The sequence below is a fragment of the Novosphingobium sp. FSW06-99 genome, from assembly GCF_001519065.1.
Taxonomy (GTDB): Bacteria; Pseudomonadota; Alphaproteobacteria; order Sphingomonadales; family Sphingomonadaceae; genus Novosphingobium.
Window position 1 is genome coordinate 254,977 of the sequence record NZ_KQ954254.1, and the last position, 25,220, is coordinate 280,196.

The 25,220-nt window shown below is 66.8% G+C and carries 20 protein-coding genes; 12 read left to right on the forward strand and 8 right to left on the reverse strand.

All coding sequences use genetic code 11. The annotated features are described in order from the left end of the window. The 3 genes from AQZ49_RS07945 to AQZ49_RS07955 are packed head-to-tail and all read right to left on the reverse strand — an operon-like array spanning position 1 to position 2,649. Positions 1-1,545, reverse strand: a complete 1,545-nt coding sequence (locus AQZ49_RS07945) for a carbohydrate porin (protein ID WP_082701645.1) — start codon at positions 1,543-1,545, stop codon at positions 1-3. Positions 1,546-1,594: 49 nt separating this feature from the next. Then, positions 1,595-2,038, reverse strand: coding sequence for a VOC family protein (locus tag AQZ49_RS07950; protein WP_067614734.1), 444 nt, complete (start codon positions 2,036-2,038; stop codon positions 1,595-1,597). Next, on the reverse strand, positions 2,035-2,649 hold the full coding sequence (locus tag AQZ49_RS07955; RefSeq protein WP_067614736.1) for a pyridoxamine 5'-phosphate oxidase family protein: 615 nt from the start codon (positions 2,647-2,649) through the stop codon (positions 2,035-2,037). Before AQZ49_RS07955 ends, AQZ49_RS07950 begins: the two co-directional genes overlap by 4 nt. Positions 2,650-3,010: 361 nt before the next feature. Between AQZ49_RS07955 and AQZ49_RS07960 the strand changes: the two genes are divergently transcribed. The 3 genes from AQZ49_RS07960 to AQZ49_RS07970 all read left to right on the forward strand — a co-directional run bounded on the left by AQZ49_RS07960 (position 3,011) and on the right by AQZ49_RS07970 (position 5,175). Continuing rightward, entirely contained in the window at positions 3,011-3,721 is a 711-nt protein-coding gene (locus AQZ49_RS07960) for an SDR family NAD(P)-dependent oxidoreductase (protein ID WP_067614738.1), read from the forward strand. An 83-nt stretch (positions 3,722-3,804) separates the two neighbouring features. Continuing rightward, positions 3,805-4,032 (forward strand): tautomerase family protein, encoded by a 228-nt coding sequence (locus tag AQZ49_RS07965; RefSeq protein ID WP_067614740.1) that lies wholly within the window; start codon positions 3,805-3,807, stop codon positions 4,030-4,032. Positions 4,033-4,107: 75 nt separating this feature from the next. After that, positions 4,108-5,175, forward strand: a complete 1,068-nt coding sequence (locus AQZ49_RS07970; RefSeq protein WP_067614742.1) for an NAD(P)H-dependent flavin oxidoreductase — start codon at positions 4,108-4,110, stop codon at positions 5,173-5,175. Positions 5,176-5,218: 43 nt separating this feature from the next. Here the strand turns inward: AQZ49_RS07970 and AQZ49_RS07975 are convergent, their stop codons facing one another. After that, entirely contained in the window at positions 5,219-6,139 is a 921-nt protein-coding gene (locus tag AQZ49_RS07975) for a LysR family transcriptional regulator (RefSeq protein WP_067614744.1), read from the reverse strand. 114 nt (positions 6,140-6,253) lie between these two features. Here AQZ49_RS07975 and AQZ49_RS07980 point away from each other — a divergent pair, with 114 nt between their 5' ends. From AQZ49_RS07980 to AQZ49_RS07995, 4 genes are all read left to right on the forward strand, one after another. Continuing rightward, positions 6,254-6,799 carry a carboxymuconolactone decarboxylase family protein gene (locus AQZ49_RS07980; protein WP_067614746.1) on the forward strand — a complete coding sequence of 182 codons (546 nt, stop codon included), beginning with the start codon at positions 6,254-6,256 and terminating at the stop codon, positions 6,797-6,799. 131 nt (positions 6,800-6,930) lie between these two features. Then, positions 6,931-10,074, forward strand: a complete 3,144-nt coding sequence (locus AQZ49_RS07985; protein WP_067614748.1) for an efflux RND transporter permease subunit — start codon at positions 6,931-6,933, stop codon at positions 10,072-10,074. Between the two features lie 13 nt (positions 10,075-10,087). Then, positions 10,088-11,266: an efflux RND transporter periplasmic adaptor subunit gene (locus AQZ49_RS07990; RefSeq protein ID WP_067614750.1), complete on the forward strand. Its 1,179-nt coding sequence runs from the start codon at positions 10,088-10,090 to the stop codon at positions 11,264-11,266. A gap of 2 nt (positions 11,267-11,268) precedes the next feature. Further along, positions 11,269-12,666, forward strand: coding sequence for an efflux transporter outer membrane subunit (locus tag AQZ49_RS07995; protein ID WP_067614752.1), 1,398 nt, complete (start codon positions 11,269-11,271; stop codon positions 12,664-12,666). On the opposite strand, the gene AQZ49_RS08000 is transcribed toward AQZ49_RS07995, so the two are convergent. The 4 genes from AQZ49_RS08000 to AQZ49_RS08015 are packed head-to-tail and all read right to left on the reverse strand — an operon-like array spanning position 12,635 to position 20,338. Then, on the reverse strand, positions 12,635-13,264 hold the full coding sequence (locus AQZ49_RS08000; RefSeq protein ID WP_156428204.1) for a 4'-phosphopantetheinyl transferase family protein: 630 nt from the start codon (positions 13,262-13,264) through the stop codon (positions 12,635-12,637). The genes AQZ49_RS07995 and AQZ49_RS08000 overlap by 32 nt on opposite strands. A 52-nt stretch (positions 13,265-13,316) precedes the next feature. Continuing rightward, positions 13,317-17,321, reverse strand: coding sequence for a non-ribosomal peptide synthetase (locus AQZ49_RS08005; protein WP_067614756.1), 4,005 nt, complete (start codon positions 17,319-17,321; stop codon positions 13,317-13,319). After that, positions 17,318-18,562 (reverse strand): cytochrome P450, encoded by a 1,245-nt coding sequence (locus AQZ49_RS08010; RefSeq protein WP_067614758.1) that lies wholly within the window; start codon positions 18,560-18,562, stop codon positions 17,318-17,320. Before AQZ49_RS08010 ends, AQZ49_RS08005 begins: the two co-directional genes overlap by 4 nt. Positions 18,563-18,565: 3 nt before the next feature. Continuing rightward, positions 18,566-20,338, reverse strand: coding sequence for a non-ribosomal peptide synthetase (locus tag AQZ49_RS08015; protein WP_082701646.1), 1,773 nt, complete (start codon positions 20,336-20,338; stop codon positions 18,566-18,568). Between the two features lie 309 nt (positions 20,339-20,647). Between AQZ49_RS08015 and AQZ49_RS08020 the strand changes: the two genes are divergently transcribed. The 5 genes from AQZ49_RS08020 (at position 20,648) to AQZ49_RS08040 (ending at position 25,129) form a co-directional block, all read left to right on the forward strand. Further along, entirely contained in the window at positions 20,648-21,622 is a 975-nt protein-coding gene (locus tag AQZ49_RS08020) for a methionine ABC transporter ATP-binding protein (RefSeq protein ID WP_067614762.1), read from the forward strand. Then, entirely contained in the window at positions 21,619-22,284 is a 666-nt protein-coding gene (locus tag AQZ49_RS08025; RefSeq protein ID WP_067614764.1) for a methionine ABC transporter permease, read from the forward strand. Before AQZ49_RS08020 ends, AQZ49_RS08025 begins: the two co-directional genes overlap by 4 nt. An 11-nt stretch (positions 22,285-22,295) precedes the next feature. Next, a complete protein-coding gene (locus AQZ49_RS08030; RefSeq protein WP_067614766.1) occupies positions 22,296-23,093 on the forward strand; it encodes a MetQ/NlpA family ABC transporter substrate-binding protein in 798 nt (265 codons plus the stop codon). A gap of 63 nt (positions 23,094-23,156) precedes the next feature. Continuing rightward, the gene (locus tag AQZ49_RS08035; RefSeq protein WP_067614768.1) at positions 23,157-24,083 is read left to right on the forward strand and encodes an ATP-grasp domain-containing protein; all 927 of its coding nucleotides are present in this window, start codon (positions 23,157-23,159) and stop codon (positions 24,081-24,083) included. Further along, a complete protein-coding gene (locus tag AQZ49_RS08040) occupies positions 24,083-25,129 on the forward strand; it encodes an LLM class flavin-dependent oxidoreductase (protein ID WP_067614769.1) in 1,047 nt (348 codons plus the stop codon). Before AQZ49_RS08035 ends, AQZ49_RS08040 begins: the two co-directional genes overlap by 1 nt. The last annotated feature ends 91 nt before the right edge of the window (positions 25,130-25,220 follow it).

Consider the following 25,220-nt stretch of genomic DNA (forward strand, 5'->3'; position numbering starts at 1 on the left):
TCACAACAGGATATTGGCGCGCACGCCGACAACCAGTTCGTTGCCGATGCGCGTGGTGCCGGTCTGGGGGTTGGCCACCCCGCCGCCGGGATTGAACACGAATTGCATGTCGGGCTGGATCTGCAGCCACGGCGTCACCTGCCGCTGATAGGTCGCCTCGACAAAGGTTTCCGACGTGCGGCGCGGATTGTAGGTGCCCGAAAACAGCGCCGTGTCGCCGTCAAACCCGGCCAGATCGGGGCTGACGCGGGTAAAGCCCATGCCCAGCCCCAGCGAATCGTCGGTGCGATAGGGGAACGGGTCTTTCAGCACGAGGCCCAGATTGGCGCTGGCCGAAATCTGGTTGCGATCGGCAAACGGTGTGGCCATCGCGCGGCCAAACAGGTTGAGCGTGCGGTTGGGATCGCGGCTCGACCGCCACAGCATCTTGTCGACCACGCCATAGACGCCCAGGTTGCCGCGATGCAGCCGCTGCGATCCGTCGCTGGCCGGATCGGCCAGCGGCAGGCCGTCGCCGCCATAGCGCACGTCGGCAAACTGTTCGCTGTCATACCACACGCCCAGGCGCCAGGTTGCCGCCAGCGGCGGGCGCGCGTCGGGGGCTACCATGCCGCCCAGCGCCGGCGTGGTCAGTTGCAGTTCGGCCAGCAACAGCGTGCCGTGGTGATAGATCGGAAAGCTGGTGCCGCTGCCATCGAGCACTTGCGGGTCCGCGCCCGAAGCCTGCGCCGCCGCGTTCGCGGCGTTGAACGGCGATCCGCTGAACGCGCCCAACTGGATCGCCAGCGCATTGACCGGGCGCCAGCGCACGCGCACCCCCGGTGTCGACAAGGGATAGGCCGGGCCGCCGCCGGGCAGATCGGCGCTGGGCAGCATCGGCCAGCCGAACATCGTGTTGACGAACAGCAGCGCGTTGGACGAGACCATCCATTCCTGATCGAGGCTCTGCTGGCCGATCCGCAGATCGAGCCGGTCTTCGGGCAGCAGCTTCTGATCGTACCACACCTCCCACAGGCGCGTGGCGCGGTCGGCCTCGATCCCGCTGGCGGTTTGCAGGCTGCCCAGATTGCGCTGCGACAGGTTGAGCCCGTGGATCTGCAGCGCCGACACGTTGAACGTGCCGCCGTAATAGCCGAAAGCACGCTGCGAATTGACCTGCACGACCGCCTGAGTCAGCCCGTCGTAGTCAAAGCTCTTGTGCATCCCGCCGGTCACGTTGCCCAGCACTTCGCTGGTTTCCTGCACGCTGACGGTGATGCCGTGGTGCGCCAGATCCTTGCGCACATGCCACCAGTCGCCCAGCAGCGCGCCTTCGCGGCGCCAGTTGTGCAGGAATGCCAGCGGGTCGTCGGTGGGTTTGCCGTTGTCGTCGGTGACGACGGTCATGATCGGCGGCGGCGCCGCCAGCGCGGGCGCGACGCCCGCCCCCAACAGCGCGCACAACGTACCGCAACGATGGATGGCGCGCCGCAGGCGACGGGTGCGGGGGGGTGATCGGTCAATCTGTCGCATCGTGCCACCGGCACTATTGCGACTGGATCGCATTTGCAAGTCTTAATGAGATCGACTTGCAATACCGAAGTCGGGCCCGGGTCTAGGCAGGCGCCTTGTTGACGGTGGCGAATTCGATGCGCACCCCACCGGGCATGGTGCAGATGAAATGGTGGGTGGGCGAACCCGGACGCACCGGCTCGGGCGCAAATTCGATCGTCACGCCCGGCACCAAGGCGACTTTGGCGTGGACCGTCGCGAGCGCCGCCGCGTCGGCCACCGCCAGCGCCAGATGGTGCAGCCCGACATTGCGCCGCCGGTCGAAGGCGACTGCCCCGGCAGGATCGGCGACCCGCCACAGCGTCAGCATGGTCGTCCCGTCGCCCACAAAAACCGCCGGATAGTCAGGAACTTCGCCAACCACCCGCCAGCCCAGCACATCGCAGAAAAACCGCTGAGCCGCGTCGAGATCGGGCACGGCCAGGCCGACATGATGAACGCCAAGGGTCAGTGGTTCGGTCCGTGCTTCGGTCCGCGCTTCGGTCATTGCCTGTTCTCCTGCAGCCGCGCGAGCTGTTCGCGCAATTGGGTGTTTTCGAGGGCCAGCGCCGCCATCTCGCCATCGAGTTCGTCGCGCGTGAAGCGCGGGGTGATATATTTGGGGCAGTTCCAGTCGTATCCGATGACGTCGATCACCATCGCGGCAAGCACCGCATCCCCAGCCGCCTCGGCCGGTGGGGGCCAGGCCGGATCGGCGCCGACGCGCACGATCTGCGCGTGCCCGATCAGTTTGAGCCGTCGGCGGGTCGGATAGTCGAGCATGATCAGCGCCACGCGCGCATCGGCGGTCAGATTGCCGGCCGAAATATATTGCGCATTGCCCTGATAGGCGGGGAACCCGATCCGGTTGCCGCCCAGATGCCGGACAAATCCCTGCGGCCCCCCGCGATGCTGCACATAGGGCCAGCCGGTTTGCGTCACGCTGGCAATGAACAGGCTGTCGCGCTGGGCCAGGAACCCCAGCTCGCGCTCAGTCAGCCGATCCGGCGGGGTGTCGGAAGGCGCTTCAAGCCGGGCATAGCTCGCGCGCGAACCGGCCTCGTCCTGCAACGATCGGGCCACATCGCCGAATATCTGATGGAAGAATTGTCCAGGCATGGGGCGTCCATACGCGCACCCCGGACGATCGATAATCGTGTCTATGTGCAAATCAGTTGTTCGATTTCCGGGCAGATGATCCGCCGCCGGCGGTTGGCGGCAGCCAGGGGCCCCATGGCAACCGCAACGGCACCGGCAATCCTGAAGGACAATGCCAAGCCCCGCGCCCAGCAAGATGATCCCGCTCGCCAACACCCGGCGGGGTCTGGTCAAGTCATCTTCTCTATAATCGGTAAAGTGTCTCCCGAATCAGGCTTATTTGGGCCGGATCGGTAAAAGTCTACAACGTGACAGCCAGGTCCAGACAGGCTGTCGGGCCAAAGCATACCACGCTTCCCCCCCAACATAATCGAGGTCAGTCATGAGTTCCGAACAGAAAGTCGCGATCATCACCGGTGCATCGCAAGGTATTGGCGCCGCGCTTGTCGCCGCCTATCGCGCCCGCAACTATCGCGTTATCGCCACATCCCGATCGATCAAGCCTTCGACCGATGCGGGCGTTATCGCCATTCCCGGCGATATCGGTGATCCCGAAACCGGCAAGCGCGTGGTGACCGAAGCGCTCGAACGGTTTGGCCGCATCGATACGCTGGTCAACAATGCGGGCATCTTCATCGCCAGCCCGTTCACCGGTTATACCCGCGAAAACTACGCGCAAGTGGTGTCGACCAACCTCGACGGGTTCTATTACATCACCCAACATGCGGTCGGCGTGATGGAACAGCAGGGCCATGGCCATGTTGTCAGCATTACCACCAGCCTGGTTGATCATGCCAATTCCAGCGTGCCTTCGGTGCTGGCCTCGCTGAGCAAGGGCGGGATCGCCGCCGCCACGCGCAGCCTGGCCATCGAATATGCCGGTCGTGGCATCCGCGTGAACGCGGTGGCGCCGGGCGTGATCAAGACCCCGATGCACGCGCCCGAAACCCACGATTTCCTGGGCAAGCTGCATCCGCTGGGCCACATGGGCGAGATCCCGGACATCGTCGATGCGGTGCTCTATCTGGAAGGCGCCGCGTTCGTCACCGGCGAAATCCTCCATGTCGATGGCGGCCAGGCCGCCGGTCACTGAAAGTCTGATTGAAAATTCGCGAAAGAGCGAATTTTGAAGACGGCACCGGCCCGGAATCGTCTTCTTGCCACAGGAGAACCCCTATGCCGATGGTTACCATTCAAGTCGTGCGCGAAGGCACCGAACCGGGCGTCGGCCATGTCACCCGTGAACAGAAGGCCACGCTCTATCAGGGCGTGACCGATCTGCTTCAGCGCGTGCTGGGCAAGGCGCCCGAAGCGACCTTTGTCGTGTTTGAAGAAGTCGAGATGGAAAACTGGGCGCGCGGCGGATTGCCGCTTGCCGATTTCCGCAAACAGCAGTCAAAATAATCGTGCCCCATGATGGCCACCGGGATGCCCGTTCCCGGTGGCCATCGGCATTTATGCCTTCTGAAAAGGTCCGACATGGCAAATCCCGCATCGCGTCACGTGCTCGATCGCTTCGGCATCGCATGGCCGATCATCCAGGCGCCGATGGCTGGCGTGTCGTCGCCCGCGATGGCCGCCGCGGTGTCACAGGCGGGCGGGCTGGGATCGATCGGCGTGGGCGCGGTCGATGCCGCAGCCGCGCGCGCCATGATCCGCGCGGTGCGTGAACGCACGTCGCGCCCGTTCAACGTCAATGTCTTTGCCCATCGCCCCGCGCAGGCAAATCCCGCGCGCGAAGCCGCCTGGATCGCGCGCCTGCGCCCCGAATTCGCGCGTTTCGCTGCCGTGCCGCCCGCGCATTTGCGCGAAATCTATCAAAGCTTTCTGACCGACACGGCGATGCTGGCCACGCTCGTCGAGGAACGACCGGCGGTGGTCAGTTTTCATTTCGGCCTGCCCGATGCGGCGCGGCTGGGGGCGTTGCGCGATGCCGGGATCATGCTGGTCGCCTCGGTCACCAATGCTGCCGAGGCAGAGGCGGCGCGCCGTGCCGGGGTCGATGCGATCGTCGCGCAAGGCTACGAAGCCGGTGGCCATCGCGGCACATTCGATCCCGATGCGCCCGACGAAGCGCTGAGCACGGTCGATCTCGTGCGGCGGATTCTGCGCCAGACCGATCTGCCGGTGATTGCCGCCGGGGGGATCATGACCGGGGCCGAAGCGGGCGCTGCCCTGCGGATCGGCGCCGCCGCGGTGCAATTGGGCACGGCCTTTGTGGCAACCACCGAATCGCTGGCCAATCTGGGCTATCGCGCGGCGCTGTTCAGCGATGCCGCGCATCATACGGTGATGACGCGGGTGATCTCGGGCCGCCCCGCGCGCAGCCTGGCCAGCCGGTTTACCGCGCTGGGGGCAGATCTGGCCGATCGCGACGTGCCCGATTACCCCATCGCCTATGATCTGGGCAAAGCGCTGCACGCCGCCGCGCTGGAGCACCAGGATCATGGCTATGGCGCCTATTGGGCGGGCACTGGCGCGCCGCGCGCGCGCGCAATGGGCGCGGCCGATCTGGTGCGCACGCTGGTTGACGAAATCGGCCAATAGCCTGGCCCCGGGCAGCCGGTCCAACACTGCGCAGCCTCGATGGTCAGCCTGCCGGTTCCCTGGTGAACTGGGCAATCACCTGGCGCAGGCGCGGCGCGGCAAAATCGAGGAAACGCCGCATCTTGAGCGGCATCTGTCCGCGCGTGACGTGGATCAGATGGACCGGCAGCGGGTCGGGTTCATAGGCGTCCAGCACCGTGACCAGGCGCCCGTCGCACAGGGCGTCCCACGCCTGATAATGCAGCAGGCGGGCGAATCCTGCACCGGCAATGGCCGCCTCGACGCGGGCCTCGGCCCCGGTGATCAGGCGTGCGGGCAAATCGGCCTCCATCAGCGTGCCGGTCTCGGGATCGCGAAAGCGCCAGGCCGAGGCGGCGGTTGCGCCATCGAGCGCGATACACGGCAGCGTTTCCAGATCGCGCGGGTGTTGCGGCACGCCATGGCCCGCAATCACCGCCGGGCTGGCGCACGTGAGCGCGCGCATCGTGCCGATCCGCGTGGCGATCATCGAGCTGTCGGGCAGGCGGCCGATCCGCACTGCCATGTCGATATGGTCGTCAAACAGATTGGCGTTGCGATTGGCCAGTTCCAGCCGGACATTGATCTGCGGAAACAGCGCGAGGAAATCCATCACGATCGGCAGGACGTGACGGCGGCCAAAGGTTTCGGGCGCGGTGATGATCAGATCGCCGCGCGGCACGATGAATTCACCGGCGGCCTCGCGCTCGGCCTCCTGCACTTGTTCGATGATGCGCCGCGCCGCCGTGACATAGGCCAGGCCCGCATCGGTCAGGCTGAGTTTGCGCGTGGTGCGAATCAAAAGGCGCGTGCCCAGCAGAGCCTCCAGATCGGCGACTTTGCGGCTGAGCGTGGGCACCGGCACGCGCAAATGCCGCGCGGCGGCCGACAGGCTGCCCCGGTCGACTGCCGCAAGCAGCATTTCCATCGCTTCGAACCGGTCCATCGATCTGCTCTCCTGCCGAGTAGATGCATCTCATATTCGGCGGATTATGCAACAAATCGAGCTTGGTTATTCAGGGAGTGCAGATTGAGACACTGATTCGCAAAGGAAATCCCGATGTCCCGCCTTGCTATCCCGGCACGTGATGATGCGCCGTCGGCAGCCCGCCCGCTGCTCGATGCGGTCCACGCGCGGTTCGGCGTGGTGCCCGCGATGTACCGGTTGCTGGCCTCTGCGCCGTCGGTGCTGGCGGCCTACGAGCGGCTGGTGGAAAGCATGGGCGCCGTGCTCGATGTCAAGACGCGCGAACGCATTGCGCTGGTCGTCGCGCAGGTCAACGCCAGTGCCTATTGCCTGTCGGCGCACAGCTATCTGGCGATGCACGTGGCACGCATCTGTCCCGAGGAAATCGACCGCAACTGCAACGGTCATGCCGCCGATCCGCGCACCGCTGCGATCTTGCAGTTTGCCGCGCGGGTCGCCGATCTGCGCGGGCATGTGGCCGATCAGGATATTGCGCAAGTGCGCGCCGCCGGGCTGACCGATGCCGAAATCCTGGCGGTGGTCGCGCTGGTGGCGCAGAATTTCTTCACCAATCTGATCAATTCGGTCGCCAGGACGACCAGCGATTTTCCCCTCGTGCGCGGAGCCTCAATGGCCTGACGCACCGCGGGCCGGGATGCGCCCCCCACCCCAAGATCCCGGCCCGCCCCCTTTTTAACCTTTTCCCGGCTGCCGGAACGCCTTGCGGGCGTTGTGGCGGCCGGACGCAGCGTTTGCGGAGTTGAGCTGTCATGTGGATCGTCAAACTTGCCCTGGGAAGGCCTTATACTTTCCTCGTGATGGCGCTGGCGCTGCTGATCATGGGGCCGCTGACGCTGTTGCGCACCCCGACCGACATTTTCCCGAGCATCAATTTGCCCGTGGTCAGTGTGATCTGGAACTATGCCGGGCTGCCCGCGCAGGAAATGGCCAATCGCATCAGCGCCAGCTTTGACCGGGTGGTGCCGACGGTGGTCAACAACGTCGAACATATCGACACGACGTCGCTCAACGGGGTGTCGGTCAGCAAGATCTATCTGCACCCCGGCGCCAGCGTCGAACGGTCGATGACCCAGGTGACCGCGGGTGCGCAGTATTTCCTGCGCAATCTGCCGCAGGGGACCACCCCGCCGCTGGTTCTGAACTACAACGCGTCGAGCGTGCCGGTGCTGCAACTGGCGCTGTCGAGCAAGACGCTGTCGGATCAGGCGCTGTACGACACCGGCAATATCTATGTGCGCAGCCAGTTGGCGAGCGTGCCGGGCGTCTCGTTGCCATACCCCTATGGCGGCAAGCAGCGCCAGATCCAGGTCGATATCGATCCCGTCGCGCTGCAGGCCCATGGCCTGTCGGCGCAGGACGTGCAGAATGCCATCACCAACCAGAACCTGATCATTCCCGCCGGCACGCAAAAGATCGGCGAATTCGAATATGTCATCCGCCTCAACGGCAGCCCGACCGCTGCGGCAGAGCTCAACGATCTGCCGGTCAAAGTGGTGGGCGGCGCGACCATCTATGTGCGCGACGTCGCCCATGTCCGCGATGGTTCGCCGCCGCAGACCAATATCGTGCACCTGAACGGCCAGCACGCCGTGCTGATGACGGTGCAGAAAATCGGCGATGCCTCGACACTCGACATCGTGCGCGCGATCCGGGCCAAATTGCCTGCGGTTCAGGCGGGTGGACCCGATGGCCTGGAAATCCACGCCACCGGCGACCAGTCGATCTTTGTCAGCGCGGCGATTGCCGGGGTGATCCGCGAAGGCGTGATCGCCGCCGCGCTCACCGCGTTGATGATCCTGCTGTTCCTGGGCTCGTGGCGATCGACGCTGATCATCGCGGTGTCGATCCCGCTGTCGGTGCTGGCCTCGATCATCACGCTGGCCGCGCTCGGCCAGACGATCAACATCATGACGCTGGGCGGGCTGGCGCTGGCGGTCGGCATCCTGGTCGACGATGCCACCGTCGCGATCGAAAACATCAACGCCCATCTCGAACGCGGTGAAGGTGTCGAACAGGCGATCCTCGATGGTTCGGGCGAAATCGCGGTGCCCGCGCTGGTGGCCACGCTGGCGATCTGCATCGTGTTCCTGCCGATGTTTTTCCTGACCGGGGTGCCGCGATACCTGTTCGTGCCCATGGCCGAGGCGATCGTGTTTGCCATGCTGGCCTCATATATCCTGTCGCGTACGCTGGTGCCGACGCTGGCCAAGCTGCTGCTCAAACCGCACGGCACCGAATCCGGCGATCCGAGCCACTTTCTCGCGCGGTTGCAGGCCAGGTTCGAACACCGCTTCGAGGCGCTGCGCGCGGGTTACAGCCGCGTGCTGGCCGTGGTGGTGGCGCGGCGCGGCCGGTTCATCCCGCTGTTTCTGGGCGGCGCGCTCGCTTCGCTGGTGCTGGTGCTGACGCTCGGGTCGGATTTCTTTCCGAGCGTCGACAGCGGCCAGATCAAGCTGCACTTGCGCGCCCATGCGGGCACGCGGGTCGAGGAAACCGCGCGCCTGACCGAACAAGTCGAAACCGAATTGCGCCGGGCGATCCCCGCCAACGAAATCGACGGCGTGGTCGACAATATCGGCCTGCCGGTTTCGGGCATCAACCTGTCGTACAGCGCTTCGGCGCCGACCGGCCCCGCCGATGCCGACATCTATGTCAACCTGAAGAGCGAACACCACGCCACGGCCGACTATGTGCGGCGGTTGCGGCCCCTGCTGGCGCAGCGGTTTCCCGGCGTCACGTTTGCCTTTTTGCCCGCCGACATTGTCAGCCAGATCCTCAATTTCGGCACACCCGCACCGATCGACGTACAGATTGTCGGCAAGAGCGTGGCCGCCAATGCCGCTGTGGCCGACAAACTGCTTGGCCGGATCAAGCATATTCCCGGCATCGCCGATGCGCGCATCCAGCAGGATCTCGACGCGCCGACGTTCGACATCAATGTCGATCGCAGCCGCGCCGGGGTGCTGGGCCTGACCCAGCACGATGTCGCCAACACGCTGCTGATTTCGCTGTCGGGCAGTTTCCAGACTCAGCCGACGTTCTGGCTCGATCCGGCATCGGGGGTGTCCTACCCGATCGTCACCCAGGCGCCGCAGCCTGCGCTGACCTCGCTCGATGCCTTGCGCAACACCGCGATCACCGGCACGCCGGGGGTGCATCCGCAATTGCTGGGCGCGCTGGGCGATATCCGTCGCACGGCGACCCCGGCGGTCGACACGCGCTACAACGCGCAGCCGGTGATCGACATCTTTGCCACCAATGCCGATCGTGATCTGGGCGGTGTGGCCCGCGATGTTCGCGCCGCCGTGGCGCAAGCCGAAAAGGCGGGCCTGCCCAAGGGCACGACGATTGTCGTCAGGGGGCAGGCAACCACCATGGACGCGGCATTTGCCGGGCTCGGCTTTGGCCTCGCCTTTGCCATGGTGCTGGTTTACCTGCTGATCGTGGTGAATTTCCAGTCGTTGCTGGATGCCTTCATCATTGTCGCCGCGCTGCCTGCGGCCATGGCCGGGATCGTCTGGACGCTGTTCCTGACCGGCACCTCGCTCAGCGTGCCCGCGCTCACCGGTGCGATCATGAGCGTTGGCGTGGCCACCGCCAATTCGATCCTGGTGGTCAGCTTTGCCCGCGACCGGTTGCTGGCCGGCGATGATCCGCTGACTGCGGCGCTGGCCGCCGGTTTCGCGCGGTTTCGCCCGGTGCTGATGACCGCGCTGGCGATGATCATCGGCATGGCGCCGATGGCGCTCGGCCTGGGCGAAGGCGGCGAACAGAACGCGCCGCTGGGCCGCGCGGTGATCGGGGGCCTGACGTTCGCCACCGTGGCCACGCTGCTGTTCGTTCCGGCGGTGTTCGCGGCCCTGCACGGCCTGCGCCGCCAACCCACGCCTTGATGGAGATCCCCCCATGAGCAATTCCAACACCATCACTTTGCCTTTGCCGCGTCGCCATCATCTGCTGCTGGCGGCAGGCGCCGCCGCCCTTGCGTTGGGCGCATGGACCGTCACCGCGCGGGTCGCCGCGCACGCCGCGCACGCCGCGCTGGCCGAAACCGCCCAGTCTGCCGCCATCGCCGATGTGATCGCGACAACCCCGCAACCCGGACCCGCGACCGAAGACGTGGTGCTGCCCGGTGAGGTCAAGGGCGACAACGAGACCACGCTCTATGCCCGCACCAGCGGCTATATCACGCGCTGGACCGCCGATATCGGCGCGTCAGTGCAGCAAGGCCAGACGCTGGCGGTGATCGCCTCGCCCGAACTCGATCAGCAAGTGCGCCAGGCCGAGGCCGACTTGCGCACCGCGCGTGCCCGGGCCGCCGTTGCGCAGACCACTGCCCGGCGCGTGGCGGGGCTGGTGTCCAGTCAGGCCGTCTCGGTGCAGGAAAACGAGGACCGTAGCGCCGCCGCGATCGCCACCACTGCCGAAGTGGCGGCCAGCGAGGCCAATTTTGCCCGATTGCGCCAGTTGCAGGGGTTCGAACGCATCGTCGCGCCGTTTTCGGGCACGATCACCGCACGGCGGATCGATATCGGCAGCCTGATCACCGCTGGCGACACGCAAGGCACCGAACTGTTCCGCATTTCGCGCACCGGGCGCCTGCGCACCTATGTCGACGTGCCGCAAAGCTACGCCGCGCAAATCCGCGCCAGCACCCCGGCTGAGCTCGATTTTCCCGACCGGCCGGGGCAGCATTGGCCCGCGCAGGTCACGCGCACCGCTTTGGCGATCGATCCCGCGTCGCGCACGCTGCGTGTCGAGCTTGATATCGACAATGCCGGGCATGCGCTGTTCCCCGGCAGCTTTACCGAAGTGCGGTTCCACCTGGCCCCCGTCGGGCATGGCCTGCGCCTGCCCGCCAACGCGCTGTTGTTCCGCGCCGAAGGCACGCGTGTCGCAGTGGTCGGGCCCGACCGTCGCGCGCATTTGCGGGCGATCACGCTGGGGCGTGATTTCGGCACCGCGGTCGAAGTGCTGACCGGCCTCGCGCCAACCGATCGCGTCATCGTCAATCCGGCGGCCGCGCTCGAAGAAGGCGACCCGGTGCGTCTGGTCGCGCTCCATCACCAGCCTGCGGGAGCCTGATCATGCGGACCCTGCGTCTTGCCCTGCTGCTGGCCAGCGCGGCCCTGTCGGGCTGCGAAATGGCCCCGGCCTATCATCCGCCCGTCGTGGCGACGCCACCTGCGTTCAAGGAGGACACTGGCTGGTCGCTGGCAAAGCCGCAGGATGACCAGCCGCGCGGGTCGTGGTGGCAGGTCTATCACGATGCGGATCTTGACCGGATCGAGGATCAGGTGACCACCGCCAACCAGGATCTGAAGGCCGCCACCGCGCGCTATGACCAGGCGCGTGCGCTGGCACGGTCGGCCAAGGCGGCGCTGTCGCCGACCGTCGATCTGGGCGCCGGGGCCAGCGGCGGCAGCCTGTCGCGCGCGGTGTCCAACCCGCTGCCCAATCGCAACACCAATCTGGAAAGTCTGGGTCTCGACGTCAGCTATGAACCCGATGTGTGGGGCCGCATCCGCGACAGCGCGCGCGCCGCGGGCAGCCGCGCGCAGGCCAGCGCGGGCGATCTGGCGTCTGCCGCGCTCAGCCTCCATGCCGAAGCGGCGACCGACTACTTCAGCTTGCGCGGCGATGACGCGCAGATCGCGATCCTCGACGATACCACCGCCAACTATGCCAAGGCGCTGGAGCTGACCCGCGCGCGCTTTGCCGCCGGTTATGCCGCCAGCCAGGATGTCGCCGCCGCCGAAGCCGCGCTTGACCTCGCGCGCACCCGGGCCGCTGATGTACGGCTGGACCGCGCACGGCTGGAACATGCCATCGCGATCATCACCGGGCAGCCGCCTGCCGCGTTCAGCCTGTCGGCCCACGTGCTGGTGGCCGAACCGCCCGCCGTCGCCCGTGCGCTGCCGGGCGACCTGCTGCAACGCCGTCCCGATATCGCCGCCGCCGAACGCCGGGTCGCCGCCGCCAACCACGACATCGGCGCGGCGCGCGCGGCGTTCTATCCCGATTTCAATCTTGGCGGGCTGATCGGGGCCGAAACGCAGGCCTCTGCCCCGTTGTTCGGCGCCAATGCCGCGACCTGGGCGCTGGGCGCGTCGGGCGTGCTCAATCTGTTCGACGGCGGGCGCCGCCGTGCGGCGCGTGCGCAAGCGACCGGCGAATTCGATGAAGCCGCCGCGCAATACCGCCAAAGCGTGCTGGCTGCCTATGGCGAAGCCGAAGACAACCTGGCCGCGCAGACCCGGCTTGCCCAGGAAAGCGCCACGCAGACGGCAGCGGTCGCCGCCTCCACCCGCGCGCGCCAGCAGGCGACTGCGCGCTATACCGCAGGCTATGCCAACTATTACGAAGTCGTCACGGCGCAAGGCATCGAACTGTCCGCCCGGCTCGATCTGGCGTTGATCACCGCGCGCCGGATGAACGCCAGCGTCCTGCTGATCAAGGCACTGGGTGGGGGCTGGAATCCCTAGGACCAGTCCAACAAGGGTATTGGATGTCCAATCGCACGGTATCGCAGGGGGCCTTGGCCGCGATCGCGACTGCATGACCGGGCAGATCGATGGCCGCCAGCGACCAGCCGTCGCCGCCGCGCAGCAACGCGGGCGGGCTGTCGCAGTTTACTGCAAAGGCATCGAGCGGGTGGGCCAGACCCTGGCCGAGCCCCTTTACGAACGCTTCCTTGCGGGTCCAGCACTGGAAGAAGGCATTCCGGCCCGGCTCATCGGCCAGGGCCTGCAAGGTCCGGCGCTCTTCAGGGGCGAACAGGCGGTCGGCAACCGGGCGCCAATCAAACGCCGGGTCGATCGCCTCGATGTCGCAGCCGACCGGGACCGGCGCGCCGACGATCAGCATGGTGTCGCGCGAATGCGATGCGCTGAAATACCGGTCCCAGCCGGGCACGCCGGGCTTGCCCATGGCGTCGGTGACGATCGGCACAGCCTCGGGCGCCAGGTTCAACCGTTGGCCCAGCCATTGGCGCAGCCGCGCCCGGCGAACCGTGAAGCGGCGGCGATGCATGGCTTGCCGGAACCGCCGCGCGCGCTCCCGCTCGGCGGGATCGAGCAGCAAGGCCAGCCGTTGCTCTTCGACCGGGGGCACGTCCAGTCGGTCAAAATGCGCCTCAACGCGCACTTCGGTGCGACCGCCCGAGGTTGAGCGCGGCGATCACCTGGTCTGCCAGCGGCTGCACGTTGGGCGGTTCGAGCATGGTGCGGTGGCCGCCGTCTGCGGTGTAGCTGTCGAACCGCCCGGCAATGTCGGCGCGCCATTCCGGCTCGAAGTCCAGCACGTCGGGGTGTTCTGCGGGTTGCAGCAGCAGGACATGGCCGCGATAGACCGGCGGCACGTAATAGAGCGCGGCGCGGTTGATCGCGGTGACCAGTTCGGGGCGCAGCACGGCTTCGCGCCCGCCCACCAGCCCGGCACTGTCGGACAGGCCGCGCAACCGTTCGCGGAAATAGTGCCAGCGGCGGCCTTTGCTCTGCGCCATGGTCTGCGCCACATGGAACCGCAAGCGGCTGGTGAAAAAGCGCACCCGCCCGATCGCGCGCGCCTTCACCGGATGAAAGGCATGCGCCAGGATCAGCAATTCGACATCGGCCCCGCGCGCCATCAATTGCGATGCCACGGCATAGGCGATGATGCCGGAGGAGCACCATCCGCCCAGCCGGTAGGGGCCCTGCGGGTGCAGTCGCAGCACTTCCTCGACCACCAGCGCGGCGATATCGTCGAGCCGACGGGGACAGCGGCCGATCGCATCGAGCAGCGCATCGACCGAGATGCCGAAAAACGGCTGGTCTTCGCCCAGTTCGCGGGCGAGCGGCAGCATCGTCGAGCCGCCGTCCAGCCAGAAGATCGGGGTTTGCGTTCCTTTTGGCTGGATCGGCACCAGCGCGGGGGAATCGATCGGTTTGCCGCTGGCGACCAGCGCCGCCATGTCAGCCAGGCGCGGGGCGCGGAACAGCGCGGCCATCGGCACGCGGTGGCCATATTCAGCCTCGGCCAGCCGCAACAATCGCGCAATCAGCAACGAATGCCCGCCAAGATCGAAGAAATCGTCGTCGCGGTTGACCGCTTCGACGTGCAGCACTTTGCACCACAGCGCGGCCAGGCGCTGTTCGTCGGGCGTGGCTGGCGGCTCACCCGGGCGCGCGACGGGCGCATCGGGCGAAGGCAGCGCCTGGCGATCGAGTTTGCCATTGGGCGTCTGTGGCAGGGCGTCGAGCCGCATGAACCGGCGCGGGACCATGTAATCGGGCAGCGATTCGCCCAGTTGCGCGATCCAGTCGGCGGGTTCTCCCTCGCCCACCACATAGGCCGCCAGCGCGCGTTCGCCGCTGGCATCGGGCCAGGCGCGCACGGCGGCGGCGGCAATGCCGGGCAGGCGGGTCAAGGCGCCCTCGATTTCCTCGACCGCGACGCGAAAGCCGCGGATCTTTTCCTCGGCATCGACCCGCCCCAGGCAGACCAGCACGCCATCAGGGCGCCAGCGCGCCAGATCGCCGGTGCGGTACATCCGTTCGCCATCGATCATGACAAAGCGTTCGGCGGTCAGATCGGGCCGGTCGCGATAGCCGAGCGCGACGCCGCGCCCGCCGATCCACAGTTCGCCGATCGCGCCGATCGGACGGTCGGCATGATCGGCATCGAGCACGCGCACGTGTGTGTTGGCGATCGGGCGCCCGATCGGCACGGGCCCGGTGCCATGCTCGACGCGCGCGCAAGTCGACCAGATGGTGGTTTCGGTGGGGCCATAGACGTTCCACAATTCGCCGACGCGGGCGAGCAACTGTTCGGCCAGCACGCGGGTCAGTGCCTCGCCGCCGCACAACGCGCGCAACGTCGGCAGGCCTTCCCACCCGGCCTCGATCAGGCCGAGCCAGGTGGCGGGCGTCGCCTGCAGGACATCGGGTTTCAGCCGGTCGATCGTTTCGGCCAGCGCGGCCATGTCGATCGCCACCTCGCGCGGTGCGATATGCACCGTGCCGCCGCAGACCAGCGGCAGCCACAGCTCCAGCCCGGCAATGTCGAACGATAAAGTGGTGATCGCCAGCAGGCTCTGGCCCGCGGCAAAGCCGGGCCGGTCGCGCATCGCGGCCAGCAGGTTGACCAGCGCGCCATGCGGAACTTCAACCCCTTTGGGCCGGCCGGTCGAACCCGAGGTATAGAGCACATAGGCCAGATCTTCGGCGCCCGGTTCGCGCAGCATCGGCGCCGGGGCGTCGGGCCAGTCGGGCATCAGCGGCACCAGCGTGACATCGGCCCCGGTCAGCGCGCGCGCCACCGCGGGCGCCAGATCGGGCTCGGTCAGCGCCAGCGCCACACCGGCATCGCGCGCGATCAGCGTCAGCCGCGATGGCGGAAATCCGGGATCGAGCGGCAGATAAGCGGCGCCCGCGCGCACGATGCCCAGCATCGCCGCCACCATGTCGGGCTTGCGCGCCAGGCTCACCCCGACCAGATCGCCGGGGCACACGCCTTGCGCCACCAGCCGCGCGGCAATCGTATCGGCGCGGCGCGACAGATCGGCATAAGTCCAGGTCGCGTCGCCCTGCACCAGCGCGATCGACTGCGGCTGGCGTGCGGCGACTTCGGCAAACCACGCCGCCACATGGGCATGCGGCAATGGCCGGGCGGTGTCGTTCCAGCCGTGGCGCAGCGTGGTCTGTTCGGCCTGGTCCAGCATCGGCAGCAGCGCCAGCGGCGTGGCCGGATGGTCGGCCACGCCCTGCAGCAATCGGCTCCAATGGTCGATCATGCGGTGGATCGTGGCACGATCGAACAGTTCGGTCGAATAGAGGAACCGCCCGGCCATCCCGCCGCCGTGGCTGTCATGGCGTTCGTCGAGTTCGAGGTAGAGATCGTATTTGGCCGCGCCGACCGTCACGTCCATCTGCGTCAGGTCCCAGCCGGGCGGAAACGGTTCGACCGGCGGCTCGATCGAAAACAGCGTGTTGAACAGCGGGTGCGTGCCTGTCCCGCGCTTGATATCGAGCGCACGGATCAACTGGTTGAACGGCACATCCGATGCGCCCAGCGCGCCGATCACTGCGGCGCGCACCTGGGCCAGATAGGTGGTGAACGGCGTTGCCCCGGCAGGCTGGCTGCGCAGTGCCATGGTGTTGAGGAAATAGCCCATCAGCGGCTGCAATTCGGGGCGGCGACGGGTGTCGGTCACCCCGCCAACGATGATGTCGGTGTCGCCGGTATAGCGGAACAGCATCGCCTTGTAGGCGGCCAGCAGCACCATGTAGAGCGTGGCACCCTGCGTGCGCGCCAGGTCCTTCAGGCGTTCGGTCAACGCGCGCGGCAGCGTGAAGGTTTCCATGCTGCCCACATGCGTGGCTTGCGCGGGCCGGGGGCGGTCCCCCGCCAGTTCCAGCCGGGGCAGCGGTTCGGCCAGCGTCTGGCGCCACCACGCGATCTGACGCTGGCGCTCGGTGTCGTCACCATGGTCGGCCTGCCACACGGCATAGTCGGCATATTGCAGCGCGGGTTCGGCCAGTGGCGAAGGGTGCCCTGCTTCGAACGCGGCCACCAGCGCGGCCAGTTCGGGCACCAGCGTGCGATAGATCGAGACGCCGTCAAAGATGATGTGGTGGAGCGTCAGGTACAGCCGATGCTCGTGTTCGCCCAGCCTGACCACGCGCGCCCGGAACAGCGGCGCGGTGTCGAGCGCAATCGGCGCGCGGGCGTCTTCGGTGGCGATCCGCACCGCCTCGGCGTCGCGGCGATCTTCGGGCAAGTCCGAAATGTCGATCAGCGGCAGCACGATCGGGCGGGGCTCGGCCACCACCTGCACGGGCTCGCCGCCAATTTCGACGAAAGCCGTGCGCCAGATCGCGTGGCGCCGCACCACCTCGCCCAGCGCCGCTTCAATCGCGGCATGGTCATAGGGGCCGAGCCGGTGGATGGTGATCGATTCGTTGTACAGCGGCATCGTCGGCGCCATCGCGGCATGCAGCCACAACTGGCTCTGCTCGGTGGTCAGCGGCACCGTGCGCGCCGGATCGCGCGGTGCGATCGGCGCCACGGCGGGCGCCACCGATCCGGCCTCGCCACGCAACATGCGTTCGAGCATGATGCGCCGTGCATCGGCGGGGGAAAGCGGGTGTTGCTGCGTCACCCTGCCCTCCCGATCGGGGTAAACGTCACCGGCAACGCGGTCAGCCCGCGCAAGCCCAGATTGTCCCGCCACACCGGCGGATGGTCAGTCAGCGCAAGGTCGGGCAGGCGGCGCAACAGGGCCTGAAACGCGATGCGGGCCTCCATCCGCGCGAGCGGCGCGCCGAAACAGAAATGCGCGGCCCAGCCGAACGCCAGATGGCGATTGTCGGCGCGCGTCAGATCGAGCCGGTCGGGATTGGCAAACCGCGCCGGATCGCGGTTGGCCGCCGCCATCACCGCCAGCACGGGTGCGCCCGCCGGGATAGTCTGGCCGCCCAGCACCGTGTCAGTGCGGCAGATCCGCCCGGTGTGCTGCGACGGCGTTTCATAGCGCAGCAATTCCTCGATCGCGGTGTCGGCGATTTCGGGCGTGTCGCGCAATTCGATCAGCCGGTCGGGGTGGAGCAGCAGGGTCAGCAGGCCATTGCCGATCAGGTTGGTGGTGGTTTCCTGGCCGCCGACCATCGTCACGATCACATTGGCAATCACTTCGTCTTCGGTCAGGCGCGCGCCATCGACTTCGGCCTCAACCAGCGATCGCACCAGCCCGTCGTCGAGCCGTCGCCGGTCTTCGCGGATCGCGCTGCGGAAATAGCGGGTCATTTCGTCGAGGCTTTTCAACACACGCACCACGCCGCCCGGATTGTGCTGAAAATTGCCCAGCATCTGCGCGAAATCGGCGCTCCATGCCTTGAGCTGCACGTGGTCTTCGCGCGGCATGCCCAGCAAGTGCGCGGTGACGATCGCGGGCAGCCGCTCGGCAAAATCGCCGACCACGTCGATGCGGCCCTGCGGCAGCGCGGTGTCGATCAGTTCGTCGGCGATCTCCTCGATATGGCGCCGCAGCCGTTCCACCCGGCGCGGTGTGAACGCGCTCGCACAGAGTTTGCGCATATGGGTGTGGGCCGGGGCGTCCAGGAACAGCATCTGGCGGCACATGACATCCGCCAGCGGGCCGATCTCGCCCAGCCCCAGCCGGGCCATGAATTCGGGCGTCGGGGTGCGGTCGGCAGAGAATTCCTTGAGCACGACCAGCGCTTCGTCATAACCGGTGACCACCCAGCACGACAGATAGGGGTCCCATGCGACCGGCGCCGCCTCGCGCACCGCGCGGTACAGCGGGTAGGGGTCGGCCAGCACTTTCTGGTCGAGCAAGTGATAGAGGCTGAGCGACGGATCGAGCGTTGCCGGGCTTGCCATCGGTTATCCCGCCGGGTCGGCCATCAGCCGGGCGATATCCGCGTCGCTCAGGCTGGCGAGATGGGCCATGGCCATGTCTTCGACCACCGCCGCCAGCCGCGCGACCGTGCGCGCCTCGAACAAGTGCAGCAATGTCAGGTCCACGCCAAAGGCTTCGCGCGCCTTGACGATGACTTGCGTGCCCAGCAGCGAATGACCGCCGAGCAGGAAGAAATCGTCGTCGATGCCGAAATCGCTGCGCCCGATCGCTTCGGCAATGATCGCGGCAAAGCGCTGCTCGGTGGGCGACTGGGGCGCGCGCGCGGCGTGCGTTTCGGGCAGTGCCGTGCGCATGGGATCGGGCAGGGCACTGCGGTCGAGCTTGCCACTATGGTTGAGCGGCAGGGCCTCGATCAGCGCAAAGCGCGCCGGGATCATCGGCGCGGGCAGACTGTCGGCAAGCTGCGCGCGCAACGCGTGCGCCGTCAACTGCACCCCGGCCCGCGGCACCACCCACGCGATCAGATCATCATCGCGCACCGCCACCGCCGCGCCGGCGATGGTGCCGATGGCCACCAGCGCGGCCTCGATCTCGCCCGGCTCGATGCGATGGCCGCGTACTTTGATCTGCGCATCGGCGCGGCCAAGGAAATGGATCTGGCCCTCGTTATCGCGGCGGCCAAGATCGCCGGTACGGTACAGGCGCCCCCACTGCGGATGGCTGACAAAGCGGTCTGCGGTCAGCCGCGGATCACCGCGATAGCCGCGCGCGACCTGCGCGCCGCCAATCCAGATTTCGCCCTCGGCCCCCTCGGCCACGGGCGCTTGCGCTGCGTCGAGCAGATGCACTTGCACGTCGGGCAGCGGTGTGCCGATGGCGGGCAACCCGGCACCATCGGACGAGACCGGGCCAGAGGTTGCAACCACCGTGCATTCGGTCGGGCCATAATTGTTGACCAGCGTGAACGGCAGGCCGGGACGCGGACGCGCCTTCAACCGGTCGGCACCTGTCAGCAGCACGCGCAAACAGGTCGTGTCGGGCCATTCGCGTGCAATCAACTGTTCGGCAATCGCGGTCGGTGCAAACGCCACCTCGACTCGTTCCGCCACCAGCCAGTCGGCCAGCCGTGCGGCATCATAACGCAGCGTTTCGTCGTCCGGGATCACAAGCGTGCCCCCGCTGGCCAGAACCGGCCAGATTTCCCACGCGGCAGCATCGAATGCCAGCCCGGCGAGATGCGCCGACCGGGTGCCGGGTTGCAGGCCGAACGCCGCGATGTGCCAGGCGACCAGCGCGGCAAGATTGCCGTTGGTTACTTCGACACCTTTGGGTTCGCCGGTCGAACCGCTGGTATAGATCACATAGGCCAGATCGTCGGCGCCATGGTCTGCGGCACCGATCGGTGCCGCTCGGGCGGCAGGATCGACCACCGGTATCGCCCCGGCGATCGCCGCGCCCCGGTCGGCCGGCGCGATCAGCGCAGTTGCGCCAGCGCGGGAAACCAGCGCAGTCTGGCGCGCCACCGGCCATTCCGGATCGAGCGGCAGATAAGCGGCGCCAAGCTGGCGGATGGCCACCAGCGCCACGACGTGTTCCGCCGAGCGAGGCAGGCTGACGGCCACGCAATCGCCGGCCCGAACGCCCCCAGCATGCAGCGCCCCGGCCAGCTCGCCGCTTTGCACGGCAAGCTCCGGATACGTCAGGCGGGTTTCCCCGCGCGACCCTGAGGGCCCGTAGCAAAGTGCGGCTTGCAAACCGGCGTGGTGGTGAAGCAAAAGCTGGCTCCCGTTTATCATGAATTATTAAACAGAATTTCCCTGATAAATTATGACCAGAACGGAGTAAGGGGCCAATTATGCCAAAGGCATCCGAGCCGTGCGCGCGCATGGCAGGACTGTCGGCGTGCAAGTCGAAACCGCCGTGCAGGAGAGCCGCGATACCCGGATCATGCCAATCAGACCGCGCGTCGGCCCCCTGGGGCCGGTCCCCCTTCGTGCGAACCTGACCCGCTCTCTCAAAAATCTCTATCGTTCTGGTTGATTGTTGACAGGGGGTGCGCGAACCGTGCAACGCCGGGCAAACCGCAGGAAACAGTACAGACTACAATGATACGTATCGACAATGTCCACAAACGCTTCGCAGGCGGAGGCGGTGCGGCGCTGGCCGGCGTCGATCTGACCATCGCGCGGGGCGAAGTCTTCGGGGTCATCGGACGGTCGGGCGCGGGCAAGTCGACGCTGTTGCGCCTGCTCAACGGGCTGGAAAAACCGAGCGAAGGTCATGTCCGGTTCGACGGGATCGATGTCGCGACGCTCGGGCCTGCGGATTTGCGCCAGTTGCGGCGGCGGGTCGGGATGATTTTCCAGAATTTCGGGCTGCTGTCGTCGGCCACGGTGGCGCAGAATGTCGCCTTGCCGCTCAAAATTGCCGGAACGCCGCGCGCGGCCATCGCCGCCAGAGTGGCCGAGCTGCTCGATCGTGTGGGGCTGCACGATCATGCGACCAAGTATCCGGCGCAATTGTCGGGCGGGCAGAAACAGCGGGTGGGCATTGCGCGGGCGCTGGCAACCGGGCCCGATGTGCTGTTGTGCGATGAAGCGACCAGCGCGCTCGATCCGGAAACCACGCGCGATGTGCTGGCGCTGATCGCCGCGCTCAATCGCGACCTGGGGCTGACGATCGTGCTGATCACGCATGAAATGGATGTGGTGCGCCAGGGCTGTGACCGGGTCGCGGTGCTCAAGGCCGGACAAGTGGTCGAAACCGGCCCGGTCGCCGATGTGGTGATCGACCCGCAGCATGCCGAAACCCGCGCCTTGTTGGCCGATGCGGGGGATATCGGTCCCGGCGCGCACGATTTTGCGGGCCAGGTGGTGCATTTTACCGTTCATGGCGCGGCCACCACCACGCCGCTGATCAGCCGGATCGCGCGCGAGACCGGGGCCGATCTGACCATTCTTGATGGGCGCGTGGGGCGCTTGCGCGACACCGCCTATGCGCAACTGACGCTGGGGATCGCCGGGGGCAACACGGCGGCGGCGCTGGAACTCTTGGCACAGTATGGGCGGGTTTCGCGATGACGGATTTCTTTGCCGATGTGGTGTGGTCCGACATTGCCCTGGCAACGGTCGATACGCTGATCATGGTGTTCGGATCGCTGGGCCTGACCGTACTGATCGGTCTGCCGCTCGGCCTGGCGCTGTTTCTGACCGCGCCGGGGCAGGTCTGGGCCAACCGGGGCCTGCACGGCGCTCTGGCGGTCGCGGTCAATATCCTGCGCTCGCTGCCGTTCATCATTCTGCTGATCGTGCTGATCCCGGTCACGCTGGCGCTGGTCGGCACCTCGCTGGGGGTGGCCGGTGCGATCGTGCCGCTGGTGGCGGGCGCGGCGCCGTTCTTTGCCCGGCTGGTCGAAACCGCACTGCGCGAGGTTGATCGCAACACCATCGAGGCGGTGCAGGCGATGGGCGCGACCACCCGCGATCTGGTGCTGCGCGCGCTGTTGCCCGAGGCTTTGCCCGGTATCATCGCGGCCGGCACGGTCACCGCGATCGCGCTGGTGTCCTATACCGCGATGGCCGGCGCGGTCGGTGCGGGGGGACTGGGCGATCTGGCCATCCGTTATGGCTATCAGCGGTTTCAGACCGATGTGATGGTGGTGACCGTCGCGTTGCTGATCGTGCTGGTCCAGCTTGTGCAGATGCTTGGCGACCGGCTTGTTCGCCATTTCAGCCGCCGATAGGAGATCGGGCCATGTTTCGCCGCAGTCTTGCCCTGTTTGCCTTGCTCGTGCTGGCCGCGTGCGGGCACACGTCGAACCCCGCCGACAATCCCGGCAGCCTGAGCGTTGCAGCAACCGCGATCCCGCATGCCGAGATCCTGGAACACATCAAGCCGGTGCTGGCGCGCGAGGGGATCGATCTGAAGATCGTCGTGCTCAACGATTTCGTGCAGCCCAATGTGCAAGTTGCCGAAGGGCGCGTGACGGTCAATTATTTCGAGACCAAACCCTATCTCGACGAATTCAACAAGCACCGCGCGGTCAAGCTGGTGACGATCGCCGGCGTCCATGTCGAGCCGATGGGCGGCTATTCGCGGCGGTGGAAAAAGCTGGGCGATCTGCCCGACGGCGCCGTGGTGGCGATCCCCAACGAGGGCAGCAACGGCGGCCGCGCGCTGGCGCTGTTGGCGCGGGCGGGGCTGTTGAAACTGCGGCCCGGGGCAGGGGCGCTGGCCACGCCCGATGACATCATCGCCAACCCCAAGAAGCTGCAGATTCGCGAGCTGGAGGCGGCGACGTTGCCGCGCGTGCTCGATCAGGTCGATCTGGCGCTGATCAACACCAATTATGCGCTGGTCGCCAAACTCAATCCGCTGCGCGATGCGCTGGTGATCGAGGACAAGGACAGCCCCTATGTCAACTATGTGGTCGGGCTGGACAGCGCGCGTTCCGACCCGCGCGTGGCAAAGCTGGTCGCCGCGTTGCGCAGCGCGGACGTCAAGGCGTTTATCGAACAGCGTTATGGCGGCGCGGTGATCCCGGCGTTCTGACCGGGACGGACGGCACCACAATGCCAGCTTGAAATCGTCGGCATATCGTTCAGGACACGCGCCATGGCTCATCCCGATCTCGTCGTCTTCTACGAACACCCCGTGTGGTTCGCCCCCCTGTTCGCCGCGCTCGATCGCAGCGGCATCGCGTGGTCCGCGCTCTGTGCGACCGGACATGCGTTCGATCCGTCCGATCCGGTGCCGCCCGCGCCATTGGTGCTCAACCGCATCGCCATGTCGAGCTTCCTGCGCCAGGCCGAACACCCGATCTTCTATGCCCAGTCGCTGTTTGCGCAGTGGGAAGGGCTTGGCGCGCGGGTGCTCAACGGCAGCGTGGCGCTGGCGCTCGATGCGTCGAAGGCGCGCCAGTTGGCGCTGATCCACCGGCTGGGGCTGAATGCCCCGGCCACCCGCGTCGTCCATGCCCGCGCCGATCTGGTGGCGGCGGCAGAGGCGATCGGGTTTCCGCTGGTGGTAAAGGCCGATATCGGCGGCGCGGGCGCCGGGATCGTGCGCTATGACACTCTGGCAGAGTTGCGCGACGCGATTGCGGCGGCAACAGTGCCTGCGGGGATCAACGGGGTGACGTTGGTGCAGGACTATGTACCGCGCCGGGGCGGCCGGATCACGCGGGTCGAAACGCTGGGCGGGCGCTATCTCTATGCACTCGATATCGAAAGCGACGGCGATACCTTCGATCTGTGCCCTGCCGATGCCTGCGCGGTCGGTCGGCCCCCGGTGCGCATGGCACGCACCGATCCGCCGCCCGAACTGATCGCCGCGACCGAGGCGATCGTGCAGGCCGCCGGGCTCGACCTGGGCGGGGTCGAATATCTGATCGACGATCGCGACGGGGTGGCGCGGTTCTATGATATCAACGCCTTGTCGAACTTCGTGGCCAGCCCGCTCGATGTGCTGGGCTGGGACCCGCACGATCGCCTGGTCGACTGGCTGGGCCAACAGATTGCCAAGACGCGAGAGGCGGCCTGATGCGGTTTGGATTCTGGATGCCGGTGTTTGGCGGCTGGCTGCGCAATGTGCCTGATGAAGGCATGCGCGCCGATTGGACTTATGCGCGCGATCTGACCCTGGCGGCCGAGCGGCAGGGCTGGGACCTGACGCTGATCGCCGAGCTCAACCTCAACGACATCAAGGGCATCGATGCCCCCGCGCTCGATGCCTGGTCGACCGCTGCGGCGCTGGCGGCGGTGACCTCCACGCTCGAACTGATGGTCGCGGTGCGACCCAATTTTCACCATCCCGCGCTGTTTGCCAAACAGGCCGCCAATATCGATGCGATCGCAGGCGGGCGCCTGTCGCTCAATGTGGTGTCGTCGTGGTGGGCCGACGAGGCGCGGCAATACGGGCTGCAATTCGATCAGCACGACGATCGCTATGCACGCACGGCGGAATGGCTGGCGGTGGTCGATGGCCTGTGGTCGCAGGCGCGGTTTTCGCATGCGGGGCGGTTTTATCAGCTCGACAACGCGATCTGCGAGCCAAAGCCGGTCGCCCGCCCGCGTCCGCGCATCTATGCCGGGGGCGAAAGCGAGGCGGCCAAGGCGTTGATCGCGCGCGATTGTGATTCGTTCGTGATGCACGGCGATGCGCCCGATGTGATCGCGCAGAAAATCGCCGACATGCGGGCGCGGCGCACGGCGCTCGGTCTGCCGCCGATGACGTTCGGCATGGCCGGTTATGCGATCGTGCGCGATACCGAGGCCGAGGCTCAGGCTGAACTGGAACGGATCACCACGCTGACCGGTGCGCCCCCGGCGGGGTACGACAATTTCGACCAGTGGCTGGCGGGCACGCAACTTGAACGCGAAATGCAGATCCGCGAATATTCGGTGTCGAACCGGGGCCTTCGCGCCGGGCTGGTCGGTACGCCCGAGACGGTGCTGGCGCGGATTGCCGATTACGAGGCCGCCGGGCTCGATCTGCTGTTGCTGCAACTGAGCCCGCAGGCCGAAGAAATGGCCCGCTTTGCCGACCGCGTGATCGCGCCCTGGCGATCGGCGGAGCAGCGCCGCTGACCGCGCTGGCGGTTTTGCGGGCCCGGACAACACCCTAATACCGACGCGCCACAAATCAGATTGTTTCTGATGAAATTATAGTGGACACGGT